We start from the raw sequence: 16,091 nt of genomic DNA, 5'->3' as shown, positions 1-16,091 counted from the left end.
ATGAGTATCGGGCCGCGCCTGGACTTGCGTCAGTCGCAGCAGCTGGTGATGACACCCCAGCTGCAGCAGGCGATCAAGCTCCTTGCGCTGACCAATCTCGAACTCGAAGCCTATATCGGCGAGGAGCTCGACCGTAATCCGCTGCTCGATACCGCGGCCGACGACAGCGGCGGTGGTGACGAGCCCGGCGAGGCACCGCCTGTCGCCAGTGCCGAGGACAGCGGCGCCGACCAGTTGATCGCCGACGGCAATGCCACGGCCGACGCGCCGCTCGATGTCGACTACGGCGCCGAGACTTTTCACCACGACAGCCCCAGCGACAGCGTCGGCGGCGAAGCCGGCCCGATCGGTGGCGCCAGCACGGCGTCGGGCACCGAGACGCCGGACTTCGACAGCTATGCCGCCAGCGAGGCGTCGCTGGTCGACCTGCTCGGCGAGCAAGCGGGTGCCGCGTTCGACGGCGCCGACCTGATCATCGCCCGCCACCTGATCGATCTGATCGACGAGTCGGGCTATCTGATCGGCAACGTCGAGGAGGTCGCCGAGCGGCTCGGCGCCAATCCCGACGATGTCGGTCGCGTGCTGGCCGTCATCCACACTTTCGAGCCGAGCGGCGTCGGGGCGCGGTCGCTGAGCGAATGCCTGATGATCCAGGCGCGCGAAGCCGACCGGCTCGATCCGGCGATGCACATGCTGTTGCGCCACCTCGACCTGCTGGCGCGCGGCGACCTGGCAGGGCTGCGGCGGCTGTGCGGCGTCGACCAGGAAGACCTGTCGGACATGATCCGCGAACTGCGCGCCTATAATCCCAAGCCCGGCCTGCGGTACGGCGGCGAGCGCATGCAGGCGGTGATCGCCGATGTCTTCGTGACCCGTGGCCGGGGCGGCTGGCGGGTCGAGCTGAATGCCGCGACGCTGCCGCGCGTGCTGGTCGACCGGCGCTATTATGCCGAGCTGTCGCGCGGCGGCACCAAGGCGACCAAGACCTTCCTGACCGACTGCCTGTTGTCGGCGAACTGGCTGGTCAAGGCACTCGACCAGCGCGCCACGACGATCGTCAAGGTCGCGACCGAGCTGGTCAAGCAGCAGGAGGCGTTCTTCGAGGCCGGGGTCCATCACCTGCGGCCGCTGACGCTGCGCACCATCGCCGAGGCGATCGGCATGCACGAATCGACGGTCAGCCGCGTCACCTCGAACAAATACCTGCAGTGCGAGCGCGGGCTGTTCGAGCTGAAATACTTCTTTACCTCGGCGATCCAGTCGGCGGACGGCGGCGATGCGGTGTCGGCCTCGGCGGTGCGCGACCGCATCGCCCGGCTGATCGGCGCCGAGCCGCCGCACGATACGCTGAGCGACGACCGCCTGGTCGAGATGCTGCGCGGCGAAGGCTTCGACATCGCCCGGCGGACGGTGGCGAAATACCGCGAGGGCCTCGGCATCGGCTCCAGCGTCGCGCGGCGCCGAGCGAAACTGCTCGAAACGGCAGCCTAACGCCGCTACCGTTCGTTCACCGGACAGAACCCGCAGCGAAAGCCAGAACATGACCGATATTCACTACAAGATCGTCGAACACGACGGCGGCTGGACCTACAAGCTGGGCGACGTCTTTGCCGAGACATTCCGCACCCATGACGAAGCCATGGCGGCAGCACGCGCCGTCGCGCAGGAGCAGCAGCTCGGCGGCGAGACCGTGCCGATCAGCTGGCAGGATGCCGATGGCGTCTGGCACGAGGAAGTCGCGCGCGGCGACGATCGCCCGAGCGCGGACGTCAGCGAAGGCTGAGCCAAGGGCGAGAAGCATCGGATTGAGCCAAGATCGACGACCATCCCGGCGAATCCCGGTTGGCCTCGATCTTGGCCCGGTGTCGGCCTAGCCGAGCGTCGATGCGGGCTGGGCTCGCTGAAGATCGATCGGCGCCAGCCATTCGGCGATCAGATCGCCGACCCGGCCGACGGCGGCCGGATGGAACAGCCAGTGCCCGGTGTCGGGAATCTCGTGATAGTCGACCGGTCCCGTCAGGCGGCGGGCGGTCGCCTTGGCGGTGGCCACCGGCGTCACCCGGTCCTCGGTGCCGACGACGACCAGCGCCGGCATCGACAGGCGGGCATAGTCCACGGTCGCCGCGCCGTTGCGCGTCAGCCACGGAAAGCTGAGGTCGGCGAGCACCCGGCCCGAATCCCAGACTAGCGCGGCGATCTCGGCGCTGGCGATGTCGGCCGGCACCTCGTTGAACAGGCCCCAGCGCGCTGCGTCGGGCTCCATCATCGTCGGCCGCTTCCACCAGCCCCAGTGCGAGATGATCTTCCACACCGTCCGCACGGGGTCGGCGGCGATCGCCGGCGTCGATGCGCTGGCGGCGGGCGACAGCAGGATCAATCCCGCCGGTTGGACCCGCGCTGCGACGGCCTGCGCCAGGAAGCCGCCCATCGAATGACCGATGATGATCGGCGGCGCCGCCAGCCTCGACACGTCCTCGACCAGATAGTCGATATAGTCCTTCAGGCCCAAAGCAGCGATCTCGGGCGGTGGCGGCTCCTCGCGCCGCCGGTCGTGAAACGGCAGCGCCGGGGCGTGGGTGGTATAGCCCACCGCCTCGAAGCGCGCGCGCAGTCCACTCCATACCGCGGGCGTACCCCACATGCCGTGGATGAAGTAGAGGTCGGTCATGCAACGACGCCCGACGACGCCAGTACCGCCATCGTCACCAGGTCGCCGGCGGTCGCGGTCTGCGGCGCGATCTGCACCGGCTTCGACATGTTGACCAGCAGCGGCCCGATCATCCGGCCGCCGCTCAGCTCGCGCAGCAGCTTGGCCGATATGTTCGCCGACTGCAGGCCCGGCATGATCAGCACGTTCGCCGGCCCCGACAGGCGCGAGAACGGGTAGATCTTCTTCATGCGGCTGTTGAGGGCGACGTCGGGGGACATTTCGCCTTCATATTCGAAGCTGACGCGGCGTTCGTCGAGCAATTTCACCGCATCGCGCAACGGCACGATATATTCGCCCGGCGGATTGCCGAAGTTGGAGTAGCTGAGGAAGGCGACGCGGGGGTCCTGCCCGAGGCGACGCGCCACGGCGACCGTCGCCTCGGCGATATCGGCCAGCTGCACCGCGGTCGGACGCTCGGTGACCGTGGTGTCGGCGATGAAGATCGTGTCGGCGCGCCCGACGTGCATGTGGATGCCGAATGGCGTGTGGCCGGCCGCCGGATCGAGGACCTGCCGCAGCTGCCGGAAAGTCTGGGCGAAGTTGCGGGTGATGCCGGTGATCATCGCATCGGCGTCGCCGAGCTCGACCAGCAGCGCGCCGAAGATGTTGCGCTCGTGGTTGACCAGCCGCTGGACATCGCGGAGCACCGCGCCGCGCCGCTGCATCCGCTTGTACAGGAACTCGACCATGCGCTCGACCAACGGGCTGACCGCGGAGTTGTGGATTTCATAGGCGTCGATGTCGGGGACGCCGATCATCGCCAGGCCGTCGCGGATCGGGCCCTCGCGGCCGACCAGCACCGCGGTGCCATAGCCCGAGCTCTGGAAGCTGACCGCGGCGCGCAGCACGATATCCTGCTCGCCCTCGGCAAAGACGACGCGGCGCGGCTTGGCGCGGGCCAGCTCGAACGCCCCGGCCAACAGCGAATTGGTCGGGTTGAGGCGGCTGCGCAGCTGGTGGCGATAGGCGGCCTCGTCGAAGAACGGCTTCTTGGCGACACCCGAGTCCATCGCGGCCTTGGCGACGGCGGCGGGAATGCGCTCGATCAGGCGCGGGTCGAACGGTGCCGGGATGATGTATTCGGGGCCGAAGGTCGGCGACTTGCCGCCGTACGCCGCGGCGACCTCGTCGGGCACCTGCTCGCGTGCCAGTGCCGCCAGCGCGTTGGCGGCGGCCAGCTTCATCTCCTCGTTGATCGTCGTCGCGCGGACATCGAGCGCACCCCGGAACAGATAGGGGAAGCACAGCACATTGTTGACCTGGTTGGGATAATCCGACCGGCCGGTGGCGACGATGGCGTCGGAGCGAACTGCGGCGACCTCCTCCGGCGTGATCTCGGGATCGGGGTTGGCCATCGCGAAGATGATCGGGTTCTTGGCCATCGAGGCGACCATCTCGCGCGTCACCGCGCCCTTCTGCGACAGGCCGAGCAGGACGTCGGCACCGCGCACCGCCTCGGTCAGGGTGCGGTCCTCGGTGGTCGAGGCGTGCGCCGACTTCCATTGGTTCATGCCCTCGGTGCGGCCCTGCCAGATGACCCCCTTGGTATCGCACATGATGACGTTGCGGACGCCCAGCGCCTTCATCAGCTCGGTGCAGGCGATCGCCGAGGCGCCGGCGCCGTTGACCACCAGCTTGATGTCGGCGGGATCGCGCCCGGTCAGGAACAGCGCGTTGATCAGCCCGGCGGCGGCGATGATCGCGGTGCCGTGCTGGTCGTCGTGGAACACCGGGATGTTCATCCGCTCCTTGAGCGTCGTCTCGATGATGAAGCACTCGGGCGCCTTGATGTCCTCGAGGTTGATGCCGCCGAAGCTCGGCTCCATCAGCTCGATCGCGTCGATCAGCCGGGCGGTGTCCTCGGTCGCCAGCTCGATGTCGATCGAATCGATGTCGGCGAAGCGCTTGAACAGCACCGCCTTGCCCTCCATCACCGGCTTCGACGCCAGCGCGCCGAGGTTGCCCAGCCCGAGGATCGCCGTGCCGTTGGAGATCACCGCGACGAGGTTGCCCTTGGCGGTATAGTCGTACGCCGCCTCCGGATCGGCGGCGATGGCGAGCACCGGCACCGCGACGCCAGGCGAATAGGCGAGGCTGAGGTCGCGCTGCGTCGCCATCGGCTTGGTCGGCACGATCTCCAGCTTGCCCGGCTTGCCCATCGCATGGAACAACAGCGCCTCACGGTCGGAAATCTGCGCCGTTGATGTCTCGTCGGTCATGCTTGCTGTCCCTCACTATACGCCGACATTAGGGGGCGGTGCCGGTCCTGTCATCCGGGCTTGCATGCAAGCCCTACGGCAGGGCGCCACAGCTTTAGTTTTGATGCGGCGCGCGCACTCACTATGACAGGGGCGGATGTCCGACGTCGCCCCGCAACCCTCACCGATGATGGCGCAATATCTCGGCCTCAAGGCCGGGGTGGTCGACTGCCTGCTGTTCTACCGGATGGGCGATTTCTACGAATTGTTCTTCGACGATGCGGTCAAGGCGGCGGCGACCCTCGACATCGCACTGACCCGGCGCGGCCAGCACGAGGGCGCCGACATCCCGATGTGCGGCGTGCCGGTCCATGCCCACGAGAACTATCTGCAGCGCCTGATCCGCGCCGGCCACCGCGTCGCCATCGCCGAGCAGATCGAGGACCCGGCAGTCGCCAAGAAGCGCGGTGCCAAGTCGGTGGTGGCGCGCGCCATCGTGCGCATCGTCACGCCCGGCACGCTCACCGAGGCGGCGCTGCTCGACGCCCGCGCCTCGAACTGGCTGGCCAGCGTCGCACCGCAGGCGGGCGTGGTCGGGCTGGCGTGGTGCGATGTCTCGACCGGCGTGTTCCGGACGCTGAGCTGCCCGCCCGAGGCGCTGCCCGCCGAGCTGGCGCGGATCGGCGCGTCAGAGCTGATCGCGCCGGAGGGCTGGAGCGACGCTCCCACGACGCCGCGCCCGGCCCGGGACTTCGATTCCGCCACCGGGGCCGAGGCCTTGAAGCGCCAGTTCGAGGTGTCGACGCTCGACGGCTTTGGGCAGTTCTCGCGTGCCGAACTGGCAGCGGCGGGGGCGTTGCTGGCGTATCTGGGTCATGCGGGCGCGGGGCAGCTGCCGATGCTGGCGCCGCCGCAGCCGCAACTGTCGGCGCACTGCATGGCGATCGATGCCGCGACCCGCGCCAGCCTGGAGATTTCGCGCAGCGTGCGCGGCAGTCGGGCGGGCAGCCTGCTCGATGCGATCGACGCGACGGTAACCGGGAGTGGCAGCCGCCTGCTGGCCGACGACCTCGCCGGGCCATTGACCGATGCGGCGACAATCAACGCGCGGCTCGATGCGGTCGGCTGGTTCGTCGATGCCAGCGTGGCGCGGACCCGGACCCGCGACGCACTGAAGCCCGCCGCCGATATCGAGCGCGCCTGCTCGCGGCTGGCGTTGGGGCGCGGTGGCCCACGCGATCTTGCCGCGATCCGCGACGGGCTGGTGCTGGCGACGGCGCTGAAGGCGATGCTGGGCGCGCAGGCGGAGCTTGGCCTGCCGTCGCTGCTGGCGGACACGCTCGACCGGATCGGCGCGCACGGTGCGGAGATCGACCAGTTGCGCGCCGCGCTGGTGCCGGAGCCGCCGTTCGAGACGGCGAAGGGCGGCTACATCGCGCCCGGCTATGACGCGGCGCTCGACGAACTCCGCGCTGCTTCCACCGATGGCCGCCGGCTGGTCGCCGCGCTGGAAACGCGGTTGCGCGCCGAGACCGGGGTGACGACCCTGCGCATCCGCCACAACAACGTGCTCGGCTATCATATCGAGGTCGCCGCGCGTGCCGCCGACCCGCTGATGGCGGCGGATTCGGGCTTCATCCACCGCCAGACCATGGCGGGGGCAGTGCGCTTCGGCTCGCCCGAACTCCACGACCTCGGGTTGAAGATCGCCCAGGCCGGCGACCACGCGCTCGCGGCCGAGGCCTCGCATTTCGAGGAGTTGCGCGAGGCGGTGCTGGCTCGCAGCCCGGCGATCCTCGGCACCGCGGCGGCACTGGCACGGCTCGACGTCACCGCCGGGCTCGCCGACCTCGCGGCGCGCGAGGGCTGGGTCCGGCCGATCGTCGATGCCAGCTGCGCCTTCGCCGTCGAGGCCGGGCGGCATCCGGTGGTCGAGGCGGCGACCCGCGCCGCCCGCGTCGCCTTCGTCGCCAACGACTGCGACCTGTCGGAGGATCGCCGGCTGTGGCTGGTCACCGGCCCCAACATGGCGGGCAAGTCGACCTTCCTGCGCCAGAATGCGCTGCTGGCGGTGCTCGCGCAGTCGGGCGCCTGGGTCCCGGCAAAGGCCGCGCATATCGGCATCGTCGACCGCCTGTTCAGCCGCGTCGGCGCGTCGGACGATCTTGCCGCCGGGCGCTCGACCTTCATGGTCGAGATGGTCGAGACCGCAGCGATCCTGACGCAGGCGACCAGATCGTCGCTGGTCATCCTCGACGAGGTCGGGCGCGGCACCTCGACCTATGACGGCCTTGCGATCGCCTGGGCGGTGCTGGAGGCGGTCCACGACAACCTCGGCTGCCGCTGCCTGTTCGCGACCCACTACCACGAGCTCACCCGGCTGTCGGCGCGGCTCAAGGGGCTGGCGCTGGTCACCGTCAAGGTCCGCGAATGGCAGGGCGAGCTGGTCTTCCTGCACGAGGTCGGGCCGGGCGCCGCCGATCGCAGCTACGGCCTTGCGGTCGCCCGCCTCGCCGGCTTGCCGCGCCCGGTCATCGCGCGCGCCAAGGAAGTCCTCGGCCGCCTCGAGACCCAGCGCGACAAGACCGGCGGGCTCGCCGCCGCGCTCACCGACCTGCCGCTGTTCGCCAACCTGCCTGAGCCCGCCCCCGCCGACACGCTTCGCGACCGGCTGGTGGAAATCATGCCCGATACCCTCAGCCCGCGAGAGGCGCTCGACCTGATCTACGAGCTCAAGCGCCTGGGGTGACACTTGGGGGCATGGCGCGAATGCACGAAAACGACTAACTGGCGCGCAATGGCTTCCCGTCCCGACGCAGTTCCGAACCGCCGTGCAATCATCGACCGCCGGGTCGTCGCGGACGCCTTGCGCGATGCCGCCGCGGCGCAGACCCGGCTGGAGGACCGGCGCGATGCCTGTGCCGCGATCATCCGCGATGCGCTTGCCACCGGCCGCACCGAACTGACCCGCCGCCTCCACGAGCGCCCGTCGCGGGGGCATGAATATGCCGCGGCCAACGCCTTCCTGACCGACCAGCTGCTGCGGCTGACCTTCGACTTCGTCACCACATCGCTATACCCGCTGGCCAATCCGACGGCGTCGGAACGCATGACGCTGATCGCCGTCGGCGGCTATGGCCGCGGCGAGATGGCGCCCTATTCCGACATCGACATCCTGTTCCTGACGCCGTGGAAGCAGACCGGCTGGGGCGAGCAGGTCATCGAGACGATCCTGTACCTGCTGTGGGACCTGAAGCTGAAGGTCGGCCATTCGACGCGGTCGCTCGACGACATGATCCGCATGGCCAAGTCCGACCTGACCATCCGCACCGCCTTGCTGGAGGCGCGCTTCATTTGGGGCGACCGGCCGTTGTACGACCAGGCCGCGGCGCGCTTCCGCAAGGAGATCGTCGCCGGCAACGCCCGCGCCTTCATCGCCGACAAGCTGGCCGAGCGCGACGCCCGCCACGCCCGCATGGGCGACAGCCGCTATGTCGTCGAACCCAACCTCAAGGAGGGCAAGGGTGGCTTGCGCGACCTCCACACGCTGTTCTGGATCGGCAAGTTCGCCTATCAGGTTGAGACCGTCGAAGGGCTGGTCGACAAGGGCCTGCTGACCGCGCCCGAGCTGGCGCAGTTCCTCAAGGCCCAGAACTTCCTGTGGGCGGTCCGCTGCAACCTCCACGACATCGCCGGGCGGGCGGAGGAGCGGCTGACCTTCGACGTCCAGCGCGAGTTGAGCATCCGCCTGCGCTACAACGACCGCGTCGGCATGGCGGCGGTCGAGCGCTTCATGCGCCATTATTTCCTGGTGGCGCGGCAGGTCGGCGACCTGACCGGCCTGTTCCTCAGCCACGTCGAGGAGACCTTCAACCGCCCGTCATGGCTGCCGATCTTCTCGCGGCGTCCGCGCAAGCTCCACGGCTTCAGCGTCAAGGCCGGGCGGATCAGCGTGCCGAGCGACGACTTTTTCGCGCAGGACCCGGTACGGCTGGTCGAGATGTTCACCCTGGCCGACGCGCAGGACCTGGAGATCCATCCGCTGGCGATGCGCCAGGCCGGGCGGGATGCGCATCTGCTGGGCGAGGCGACGCGCAAGGACCCGCGCGCCAACGCGCTGTTCCTCGACCTGCTGACCTCGAAGCACACCCCCGAGCGCGTGTTGCGCTGGATGAGCGAGGCCGGGGTGTTCGGACGCTTTGTTCCCGACTTCGGGCGCGTCGTCGCCCAGATGCAGTACGACATGTACCATCACTACACCGTCGACGAGCACACCATCCGGGCCATCGGGCTGGTCGCGCAGATCGAAGCCGGGACGCTCAAGGACGATCACAAGCTGGCGACCGCTGTGATCCACCAGCTGCAGTCGCGGCGCGTGCTGTACGTCGCGGTGCTGCTCCACGACATCGCTAAGGGGCGCGGCGGCGATCATAGCGAACTGGGCGCCGAGATCGCCGAACGGCTGTGCCCGCGTCTCGGCCTGTCGGCAGTGGAGACCGAGACGGTGGCGTGGCTGGTGCGCTATCACCTGCTGATGTCGTCGACGGCGTTCAAGCGCGACCTGTCGGACTTCAAGACCATCCTCGATTTCGCCGAGGTCGTCGCCTCGCCCGAGCGGCTGCGGCTGCTGCTGATCCTGACCGTCGTCGACATCCGTGCCGTTGGCCCGGGCGTCTGGAACGGCTGGAAGGCGCAGTTGCTGCGCGAACTTTACGAGGCTGCCGAGGAGGTCCTGCGCCTCGGCCACAAGCAGACCGGACGCAGCGAGCGCATTGCCGCCAAGCAGGCCGCGCTTGCCGCCGAGCTCGAGTGGCCCGCGGCGGAATTCGCCACCTACGCCAAGCGCATGGGCGACAGCTACTGGATCGCCGAGCCGCAGGACGTGCTGACGCGCAACGCCATCCAGGTCGAGCGCGCCGACGCGGAAGGGTCGCGCCTGTCGATCGGCTGCGAGGTCGACACGGCCTCGGGAACGACGCTGGTCACGGTCTATGCCGCCGACCATCCGGGGCTGTTCTATCGTATCGCCGGCGCAATCTCGCTGGGCGGCGCGAACATCCTCGACGCGCGCATCCACACGACGCGCGACGGCCAGGCGCTGGACAATTTCGTCATCGCCGATCCGCTCGGCCGTCCGTTCGCCGAGACGACGCAGCTGGCGCGGCTGAAGCGCATGATCGAGGACGTGCTGACCGGCAAGGTGCGCCTTGCCGACCGGCTGGCGGCGCGCCCGCTGGCGCGGCGCCGCGCCGAGGTGTTCGCCGTCGAGCCCAACGTGCTGATCGATAACAAGGCGTCGAACCGCTACACCGTCGTCGAGGTCGCGGCGCTCGACCGACCGGCGCTGCTGTTCTCGCTGACCAGCGCGCTGTTCCAGTCCCGGCTGACCATCCACAGCGCGCACATCGCGACCTATGGCGAGCGCGCCACCGACACTTTCTATGTCACCGACCTGACCGGCGAGAAGATCGACAATGCGGCGCGGCTGAAGAGCCTGGAAAAGCGCCTGATGGCCTTGTCGGCGTCGCGGACCGAGGGTTTCGAGGCGGTCGCGGCGGAATAGCTCAGCCGGCGACCAGCCTGCTGACCCAATAGACCAGCGCCGCGACCAGTGCGGTGACCGGTAGCGTCACCACCCAGGCGATGACGATCCGCCCGGCGATGTTCCAGCGTACCGCCGACAGCCGCCGCGACGCGCCGACGCCGACGATCGCGCCGGTGATGGTGTGGGTCGTCGACACCGGGACGCCGAGCGCGGTCGCGGCGAACAGCGTGATCGCGCCGCCGGTCTCGGCACAAAAGCCCTGGACCGGCGTCAGGCGGGTGATCTTGGAGCCCATGGTGTGGACGATGCGCCAGCCACCCAGCATCGTGCCGAGCGCCATCGCCGCCTGGCAGCTCAGCACCACCCACAATGGAATATGGAAGCCGCCCTGCAGCAGCCCCTGCGAGTAGAGCAGCACCGCGATGATCCCCATGGTCTTTTGCGCGTCGTTGCCGCCGTGACCGAGCGAATAGAGCGAGGCGGAAACGAGCTGGAGCTTGCGGAACACGCCGTCGGCACGGTTGGGCGTGAAGCGCCGGAACAGCCACGACACCAGCAGCACCAGGAACAGCGCCAGCACCAGGCCGATGGCGGGCGACAGCACGATGGCGGCCGAAGTCTTGAACACCCCCGACCAGACGACGGCGGTAAAGCCCGACTTGGCGATGCCGGCCCCGAGCAGCCCGCCGATCAACGCGTGGCTGCTGCTCGACGGGATGCCCAGCACCCAGGTCGCGACGTTCCAGCCGATCGCGCCCATCAAGGCGGCGAAGATGACGGTGGCATCGATGATGTCGGGGTGGACGATGCCCGTGCCGACGGTCTGCGCGACGTGCAGCCCGAAGAACAGGAAGGCGATGAAGTTGAAGAACGCCGCCCAGACCACAGCATATTGCGGGCGTAGCACCCGCGTCGAGACGATCGTCGCGATCGAGTTCGCCGCGTCGTGCAGGCCGTTGAGAAAGTCGAAGACCAGGGCCACGCCGATCAGCGCGATCAGCCACGGCAGGGCGAGAGCTTCCACGACTTACGCGTGATCGATCACGAGACCCTGGATCTCGTTGGCGACGTCCTCGAAGCAGTCGACGACCTTTTCGAGGTGCCCGTAGAGCTCCTGCCCGACGACGAAGCCCATCGGGTTCTTGTCGCCATGCTTCTTGAACAGCGCCTTCAGGCCGGCGTCATGGATGGTGTCGGCCTGCTCCTCGATGCGGACGATGCGCTCGGTCAGGATGTGCAGCCGGCCGGCGTTGGGGCCGAGCTGGCGCAGCAGCGGGATCGCCTCGGCAGCGATGCGCGCCGCCTCGACGATAATGCCGCTCATGTCCTGCATCTGCGGCTCGAAGCTGGTGACGTCGAACAGCTCGATCGCCTTGGCGGTCTTGTTCATCTGGTCGATGGCATCGTCCATCGAGCCGATCAGGTCGGTGATCGCGCTGCGGTCGAACGGCGTGACGAAGGTGCGGCGGACGTCCTGCAGCACCTTGCGGGTGATGTCGTCGGCCTCGTTCTCCAGCGCGAAGATGGTCTTGCCATGCCCGGCCATGTCCTCGCCGCCCTGCAGCAGCCGGGCCAGCGCGTCGGCGCCGCCGACCAGGATCGCGGCATGGGCGTCGAACAGCTCGAAGAAGCGGCCTTGCTTTGGCATCAAGGCCTGGAACCAGCGTAGCATAGGTACTTTCTCGCCCCCTCGGTCGCGTGCCCAGATCAGTGCCCGGTCGGCCAGTCCGGCCGTCCTGGGAGGCTCACGGAAAGCCGTGATGATGGCCTTTAGTTCCGGCTCTTCGACCGCCTGCGCGGCTTCGGCGGGCGAGAACCAGCGGGTTTCGCGCTGGCCGTACTCTGGCCAGTCATCGAACTGGTTGATGAAGTTCAGCGGAAAGACCTCGACGGTCGCCTGCTTGACGCTGCCGTCGGAGCGCCGCTTGCCATAGCCGTAGCTGCCGATCGAGGCGGGGCAGGCGATGCCGGAGATGCCGGCCTCCTCGAAGGCTTCATGGGCGGCCGCCTGGTGCGACTGCAGCCCCCGGATCGGGTTGCCCTTGGGGATCACCCAACGCTTGGTCTCACGCGAGGTGATCAACATGACGGCGACCGATCCATCGGGATTGGCGCGGTACGGCAGGGCGGCGATCTGGCGGATGGCTGGACTTTCTGGGGCGTTCGTCGAAGGCGAACGACGCTCCAACGAGATAGCCGCATATTGTCACAAAAATAGCAACAATGTCTGAATTCCAACCCCGATATGTGAGTTTTCAGTGGCCATAGTCGAGGCGGGGGTACCAATCCGTACCTCGGCCTTCGGGCGTGACGTCGAGCACGGTCCATAGAGGCATCAGGTCGGGCGCGCCGCGCGGATCCTGTCCGGGGTCGGCGCTGGCCTGCCCCATCTCGCCGCCCCAGAAGTGCCGGATAGTGCCGTCCTGCCGGGTGAACACATTGAGCGCCGCATCGTCGCCGCCGTCGGGCGAAATGGCGTGATAGTCCTGGCTGAAGTTGCCGTTGAGATCGCTGAACAGCGGCAGGTCGCGCCAGCCGCGCTCGCGCTTGAACGCCAGCAGCCGCTCGATCGGCGACCGGGCCACCACAGCGAGGGCGACGCGCTGCTGGATGTCCTGCGCCTCGCCGTCCCAGGCGCTGAGCAGCGAGGTGCACATCGGGCACGGCCGCTCGCGCTGCGGCCCGAACATATAGCTGTAGACGACCAGCGTATCCTTGTCGCCAAACAGGTCGGCGAAGCTGGCGGGGCCGTGCTCGCCTTCGAAGCGGTAGTCGCCGATGACCTCGCCTCCGGGCGGCAGGGCGCGGCGCTGTTCGGCGACGCGCTCGATGTGGCGGCGCAGGTCGATCTCCTCGGCCAGCAGCGCGGTGCGGGCGGCGCGGTAGGCGGCGCTTTCGTTGGGCATGCGGACCTGGGTGGCGGCAGCGAGTTCTGCGGGGGACTTGAGCATGGTCGGGCTCCTCGATCAGTGACCGGCGAAGGCGCGCTCCAGCGCCGCGATGTCGAGCTTGGTCATGCCCATCATCGCCTGCATCGTCCGTCGCGCGGCGTCGCGGTCGGGATTGCCGAGCAGGCGCGGCATGATCGTCGGGGTGACCTGCCACGACAGGCCCCAGCGGTCCTTGAGCCAGCCGCACTGGCTCGGACTGCCACCACCCGAGATCAGCGCGTCCCACATCCGGTCGATCTCGGCCTGGGTCTCGACATGGATCATCATCGAGATCGCCTCGGTGAACTTGAAATGCGGGCCACCGTTGAGGCCGAGGAACGGGCGCCCGGCGAGGGTGAACTCGACGACCAGCACCGCGCCTTCCGGCGTGCTCGGGTTGTCGGCCGGCGACCGGCTGACGGAGTCGATGCGCGAATCCGGCAGCAGCGAGACGTAGAAGTTCGCGGCGTCCTCGGCGGCGCCATCGTACCACAGGCAGGGAGTGATCACGGTCATGCTGCCTGCTCCACCCGTGGGCCGGTGACGGCAAAGACGAGACCTTGCGGATCGACGCCCTGGACGATGTAGCCGCCGCCGGGCACCTCGACCGGGCCAAGGCTCACCTGCCCGCCGCCCGCCTCGACCGCCGCCTTGGCCGCGTCGATGTCGGCGACGTTGAAATAATATAACCAGGCCGGGGACTTGGGCACCGGGCTGTTCATCATCCCGCCCGACTGCACACCGTCGATGGCAAAGGTCTGGTAGGTCCCCATCGGGCCCATACCCATGGCGAAATCCTTGGTCCAGCCATAGCGTGCCGCATAGAATTCCCAAGCCGCGGCCCAGTCGCTGGTGACCAGCTCGCACCAGCCGGCGTGTCCGGGCGTGTAGGGCGGCACCGGCGGCGGCACCTCCTGCGAGATCGGCTTGATCAGATTGTAGGTCGCGCCTTGCGGATCGGCGACGGCGGCGATGCGCCCGACCGTCGGAATATCCTCGGGGCCGAAATGTACGGCACCCCCGGCAGCGCGGATCGCCTCGGCCTCGGCATCGACGTCGCCAACGCCGATATAGCCGACCCAGCCGGCGGTGGCCCCTTCGGGGAGGCGCATCAGTCCCGCCGTGCCGCGATCAGCGACGAACAACCGGTAGTCGCCACCGCCGTCATAGGCCTGCGTCGTCCAGCCGACCACCGCGCCGTAGAATTTGGCTGCGGCGTCGGGATCGCGGGTCACCAGCTCGTGCCAGATGAAGTTCGCCATGCTCAGTCCTCCGTGTCGAACAGCGGTGTGAACCCGCCATAGATCATGCGCTTGCCGTCGAAGGGCATGCCACCCGGGCCCGGCTTAAGGCGCTCGTCGGCCATCATCTTCGCCTGTGCCGCTTCGCAGGTCGCCTTGTCGGGCCAGACGATCCACGAGAACACCACGGTCTCGTCGGCTTTCGCCTGCACCGAGCGCTTGAAGTCGGTGACCTTGCCGTCGGGGATGTCGTCACCCCAGCACTCGACGACACGCTCGGCGCCGAGCTCCCTGAACACCGGCGCCGCACTGGCCGCCATGTCACGATACGCGGCGCGGTTGGCCACCGGCACCGGCACGACGAAGCCCTGGATATAGCTCATTGAGCGTCTCCTGTTGCCGCCGGCGTCGATGCCGACATTGCGGCATTCATCGCGGCCAGATCGAGCCACATGAACTCGAGGACATGTCCGTCGGGATCCTCGAGGCTGCGGCCGTACATAAAGCCGTGATCCTGGCTCGGCGACGGATCGCCACGACCTCCGGCAGCGACACCCGCCTCTATGGTCGCATCGACACCGGCACGGCTGTCCTCCGAAAAGGCCAGCAGCACTGCAGTCGCCGATCGCGCATCTGCGATCGGCCGCGGCGCGAAGTCGCTAAACCGGGCATGGCTCAACAGCATCACGGTGACATCCTCGGAAAAGACCATCGAGGAGGTTTCGGCGTTGCTGAACTGTGGGTTCAAGCTGCCGCCGATGGCGCGGTAGAACGTCGTCGACTTTGCGACGTCGCTCACCGGCAGATTGACGAAGATCTTCCTGGCCATTGTCCCTCCCTGCGGCATCACGTCCGTCTGGTTGTGCCGAATCTGTAGCTCAAGCCTATTGACATATTACGTTGATATCAACACAAATATTCAGTGAAAAATCCTGCAAAACTTGACGATGTCGCGTTCGAGACGACGCTGCTGGTGCGCGACCATTGCCTGTGCCTGCACACCCAGCGCGCAGCGCGGGCGCTGGCGCGGCGCTTCGACGAGGTGTTTCGACCGCTGGGCATCACCAGCGGACAGTTCTCGCTGCTGATCTCGCTGAATCGGCCGCACCCGCCGTCGATCGGTTCGGTGGCGGCGCTGCTGGCGATGGACCGGACGACCCTGACTGCCAATCTGAAGCCATTGGAGCGTCGCGGCCTGCTGACCGTAACGACCGATCCCGCCGACCGCCGCAGCCGCCTGCTGGCGCTGACTATGGCCGGGCAAGCCGTCCTGGCGCAGGCCGCGCCGATCTGGATCGCGACGCATGGCGAGGTCGAGCGCAGCCTGTCGCCCGGCGGCGCGACGCAGTTGCGCACCGCATTGCGGGCGATCGCCTGAGCTTCACCGCCATGGTCACGCGATTGCAATATCGCTGGCCGATGGCATTGCGCTACGCTGGTCGCAGATCGGGTGCGCGGCTCAAGAGG

14 protein-coding genes are annotated in these 16,091 nt (G+C 68.1%); 5 read left to right on the top strand and 9 right to left on the bottom strand.

Translation table 11 applies throughout. The features are described 5' to 3' along the window. Both rpoN and ACOFKW_RS06030 read left to right on the top strand, forming a co-directional pair. Window positions 1-1,491 (top strand): RNA polymerase factor sigma-54, encoded by a 1,491-nt coding sequence (gene rpoN, locus ACOFKW_RS06035; protein WP_419816436.1) that lies wholly within the window; start codon window positions 1-3, stop codon window positions 1,489-1,491. 49 nt (window positions 1,492-1,540) lie between these two features. Continuing rightward, window positions 1,541-1,783 (top strand): DUF2188 domain-containing protein, encoded by a 243-nt coding sequence (locus ACOFKW_RS06030; RefSeq protein WP_419816435.1) that lies wholly within the window; start codon window positions 1,541-1,543, stop codon window positions 1,781-1,783. Window positions 1,784-1,870: 87 nt separating this feature from the next. Here the strand turns inward: ACOFKW_RS06030 and ACOFKW_RS06025 are convergent, their stop codons facing one another. After that, on the bottom strand, window positions 1,871-2,668 hold the full coding sequence (locus ACOFKW_RS06025; RefSeq protein WP_419816434.1) for an alpha/beta hydrolase: 798 nt from the start codon (window positions 2,666-2,668) through the stop codon (window positions 1,871-1,873). Then, window positions 2,665-4,929 (bottom strand): NADP-dependent malic enzyme, encoded by a 2,265-nt coding sequence (locus tag ACOFKW_RS06020; RefSeq protein WP_419816433.1) that lies wholly within the window; start codon window positions 4,927-4,929, stop codon window positions 2,665-2,667. Before ACOFKW_RS06020 ends, ACOFKW_RS06025 begins: the two co-directional genes overlap by 4 nt. A 136-nt stretch (window positions 4,930-5,065) precedes the next feature. Between ACOFKW_RS06020 and mutS the strand changes: the two genes are divergently transcribed. Next, on the top strand, window positions 5,066-7,657 hold the full coding sequence (gene mutS / locus ACOFKW_RS06015) for a DNA mismatch repair protein MutS (RefSeq protein ID WP_419816432.1): 2,592 nt from the start codon (window positions 5,066-5,068) through the stop codon (window positions 7,655-7,657). A 48-nt stretch (window positions 7,658-7,705) separates the two neighbouring features. Then, complete coding sequence (locus ACOFKW_RS06010; protein WP_419816431.1) at window positions 7,706-10,471, top strand: [protein-PII] uridylyltransferase; 2,766 nt, start codon at window positions 7,706-7,708, stop codon at window positions 10,469-10,471. 1 nt (window position 10,472) lies between these two features. On the opposite strand, the gene ACOFKW_RS06005 is transcribed toward ACOFKW_RS06010, so the two are convergent. The 7 genes from ACOFKW_RS06005 to ACOFKW_RS05975 all read right to left on the bottom strand — a co-directional run bounded on the left by ACOFKW_RS06005 (window position 10,473) and on the right by ACOFKW_RS05975 (window position 15,453). After that, window positions 10,473-11,477, bottom strand: a complete 1,005-nt coding sequence (locus ACOFKW_RS06005) for an anion permease (protein ID WP_419816430.1) — start codon at window positions 11,475-11,477, stop codon at window positions 10,473-10,475. A 3-nt stretch (window positions 11,478-11,480) separates the two neighbouring features. Beyond that, the gene (locus ACOFKW_RS06000; protein WP_419816882.1) at window positions 11,481-12,596 is read right to left on the bottom strand and encodes a DUF47 family protein; all 1,116 of its coding nucleotides are present in this window, start codon (window positions 12,594-12,596) and stop codon (window positions 11,481-11,483) included. A 112-nt stretch (window positions 12,597-12,708) separates the two neighbouring features. Next, a complete protein-coding gene (locus ACOFKW_RS05995) occupies window positions 12,709-13,404 on the bottom strand; it encodes a DUF899 family protein (protein WP_419816429.1) in 696 nt (231 codons plus the stop codon). A gap of 15 nt (window positions 13,405-13,419) precedes the next feature. Beyond that, a complete protein-coding gene (locus ACOFKW_RS05990) occupies window positions 13,420-13,899 on the bottom strand; it encodes a VOC family protein (protein WP_419816428.1) in 480 nt (159 codons plus the stop codon). Beyond that, a complete protein-coding gene (locus ACOFKW_RS05985) occupies window positions 13,896-14,645 on the bottom strand; it encodes a VOC family protein (protein ID WP_419816427.1) in 750 nt (249 codons plus the stop codon). Before ACOFKW_RS05985 ends, ACOFKW_RS05990 begins: the two co-directional genes overlap by 4 nt. 2 nt (window positions 14,646-14,647) lie before the next feature. After that, entirely contained in the window at window positions 14,648-15,007 is a 360-nt protein-coding gene (locus tag ACOFKW_RS05980; RefSeq protein WP_419816426.1) for a DUF1428 domain-containing protein, read from the bottom strand. Then, window positions 15,004-15,453 (bottom strand): VOC family protein, encoded by a 450-nt coding sequence (locus tag ACOFKW_RS05975; RefSeq protein WP_419816425.1) that lies wholly within the window; start codon window positions 15,451-15,453, stop codon window positions 15,004-15,006. Before ACOFKW_RS05975 ends, ACOFKW_RS05980 begins: the two co-directional genes overlap by 4 nt. 93 nt (window positions 15,454-15,546) lie before the next feature. Between ACOFKW_RS05975 and ACOFKW_RS05970 the strand changes: the two genes are divergently transcribed. Next, the gene (locus ACOFKW_RS05970; protein WP_419816424.1) at window positions 15,547-16,002 is read left to right on the top strand and encodes a MarR family winged helix-turn-helix transcriptional regulator; all 456 of its coding nucleotides are present in this window, start codon (window positions 15,547-15,549) and stop codon (window positions 16,000-16,002) included. Window positions 16,003-16,091 lie beyond the last annotated feature (89 nt).

Origin of the sequence: Glacieibacterium sp. (assembly GCF_965200405.1) — a bacterium.
GTDB lineage: Bacteria > Pseudomonadota > Alphaproteobacteria > Sphingomonadales > Sphingomonadaceae > Glacieibacterium.
This window is presented reverse-complemented; position numbering and strand designations above follow the sequence as displayed.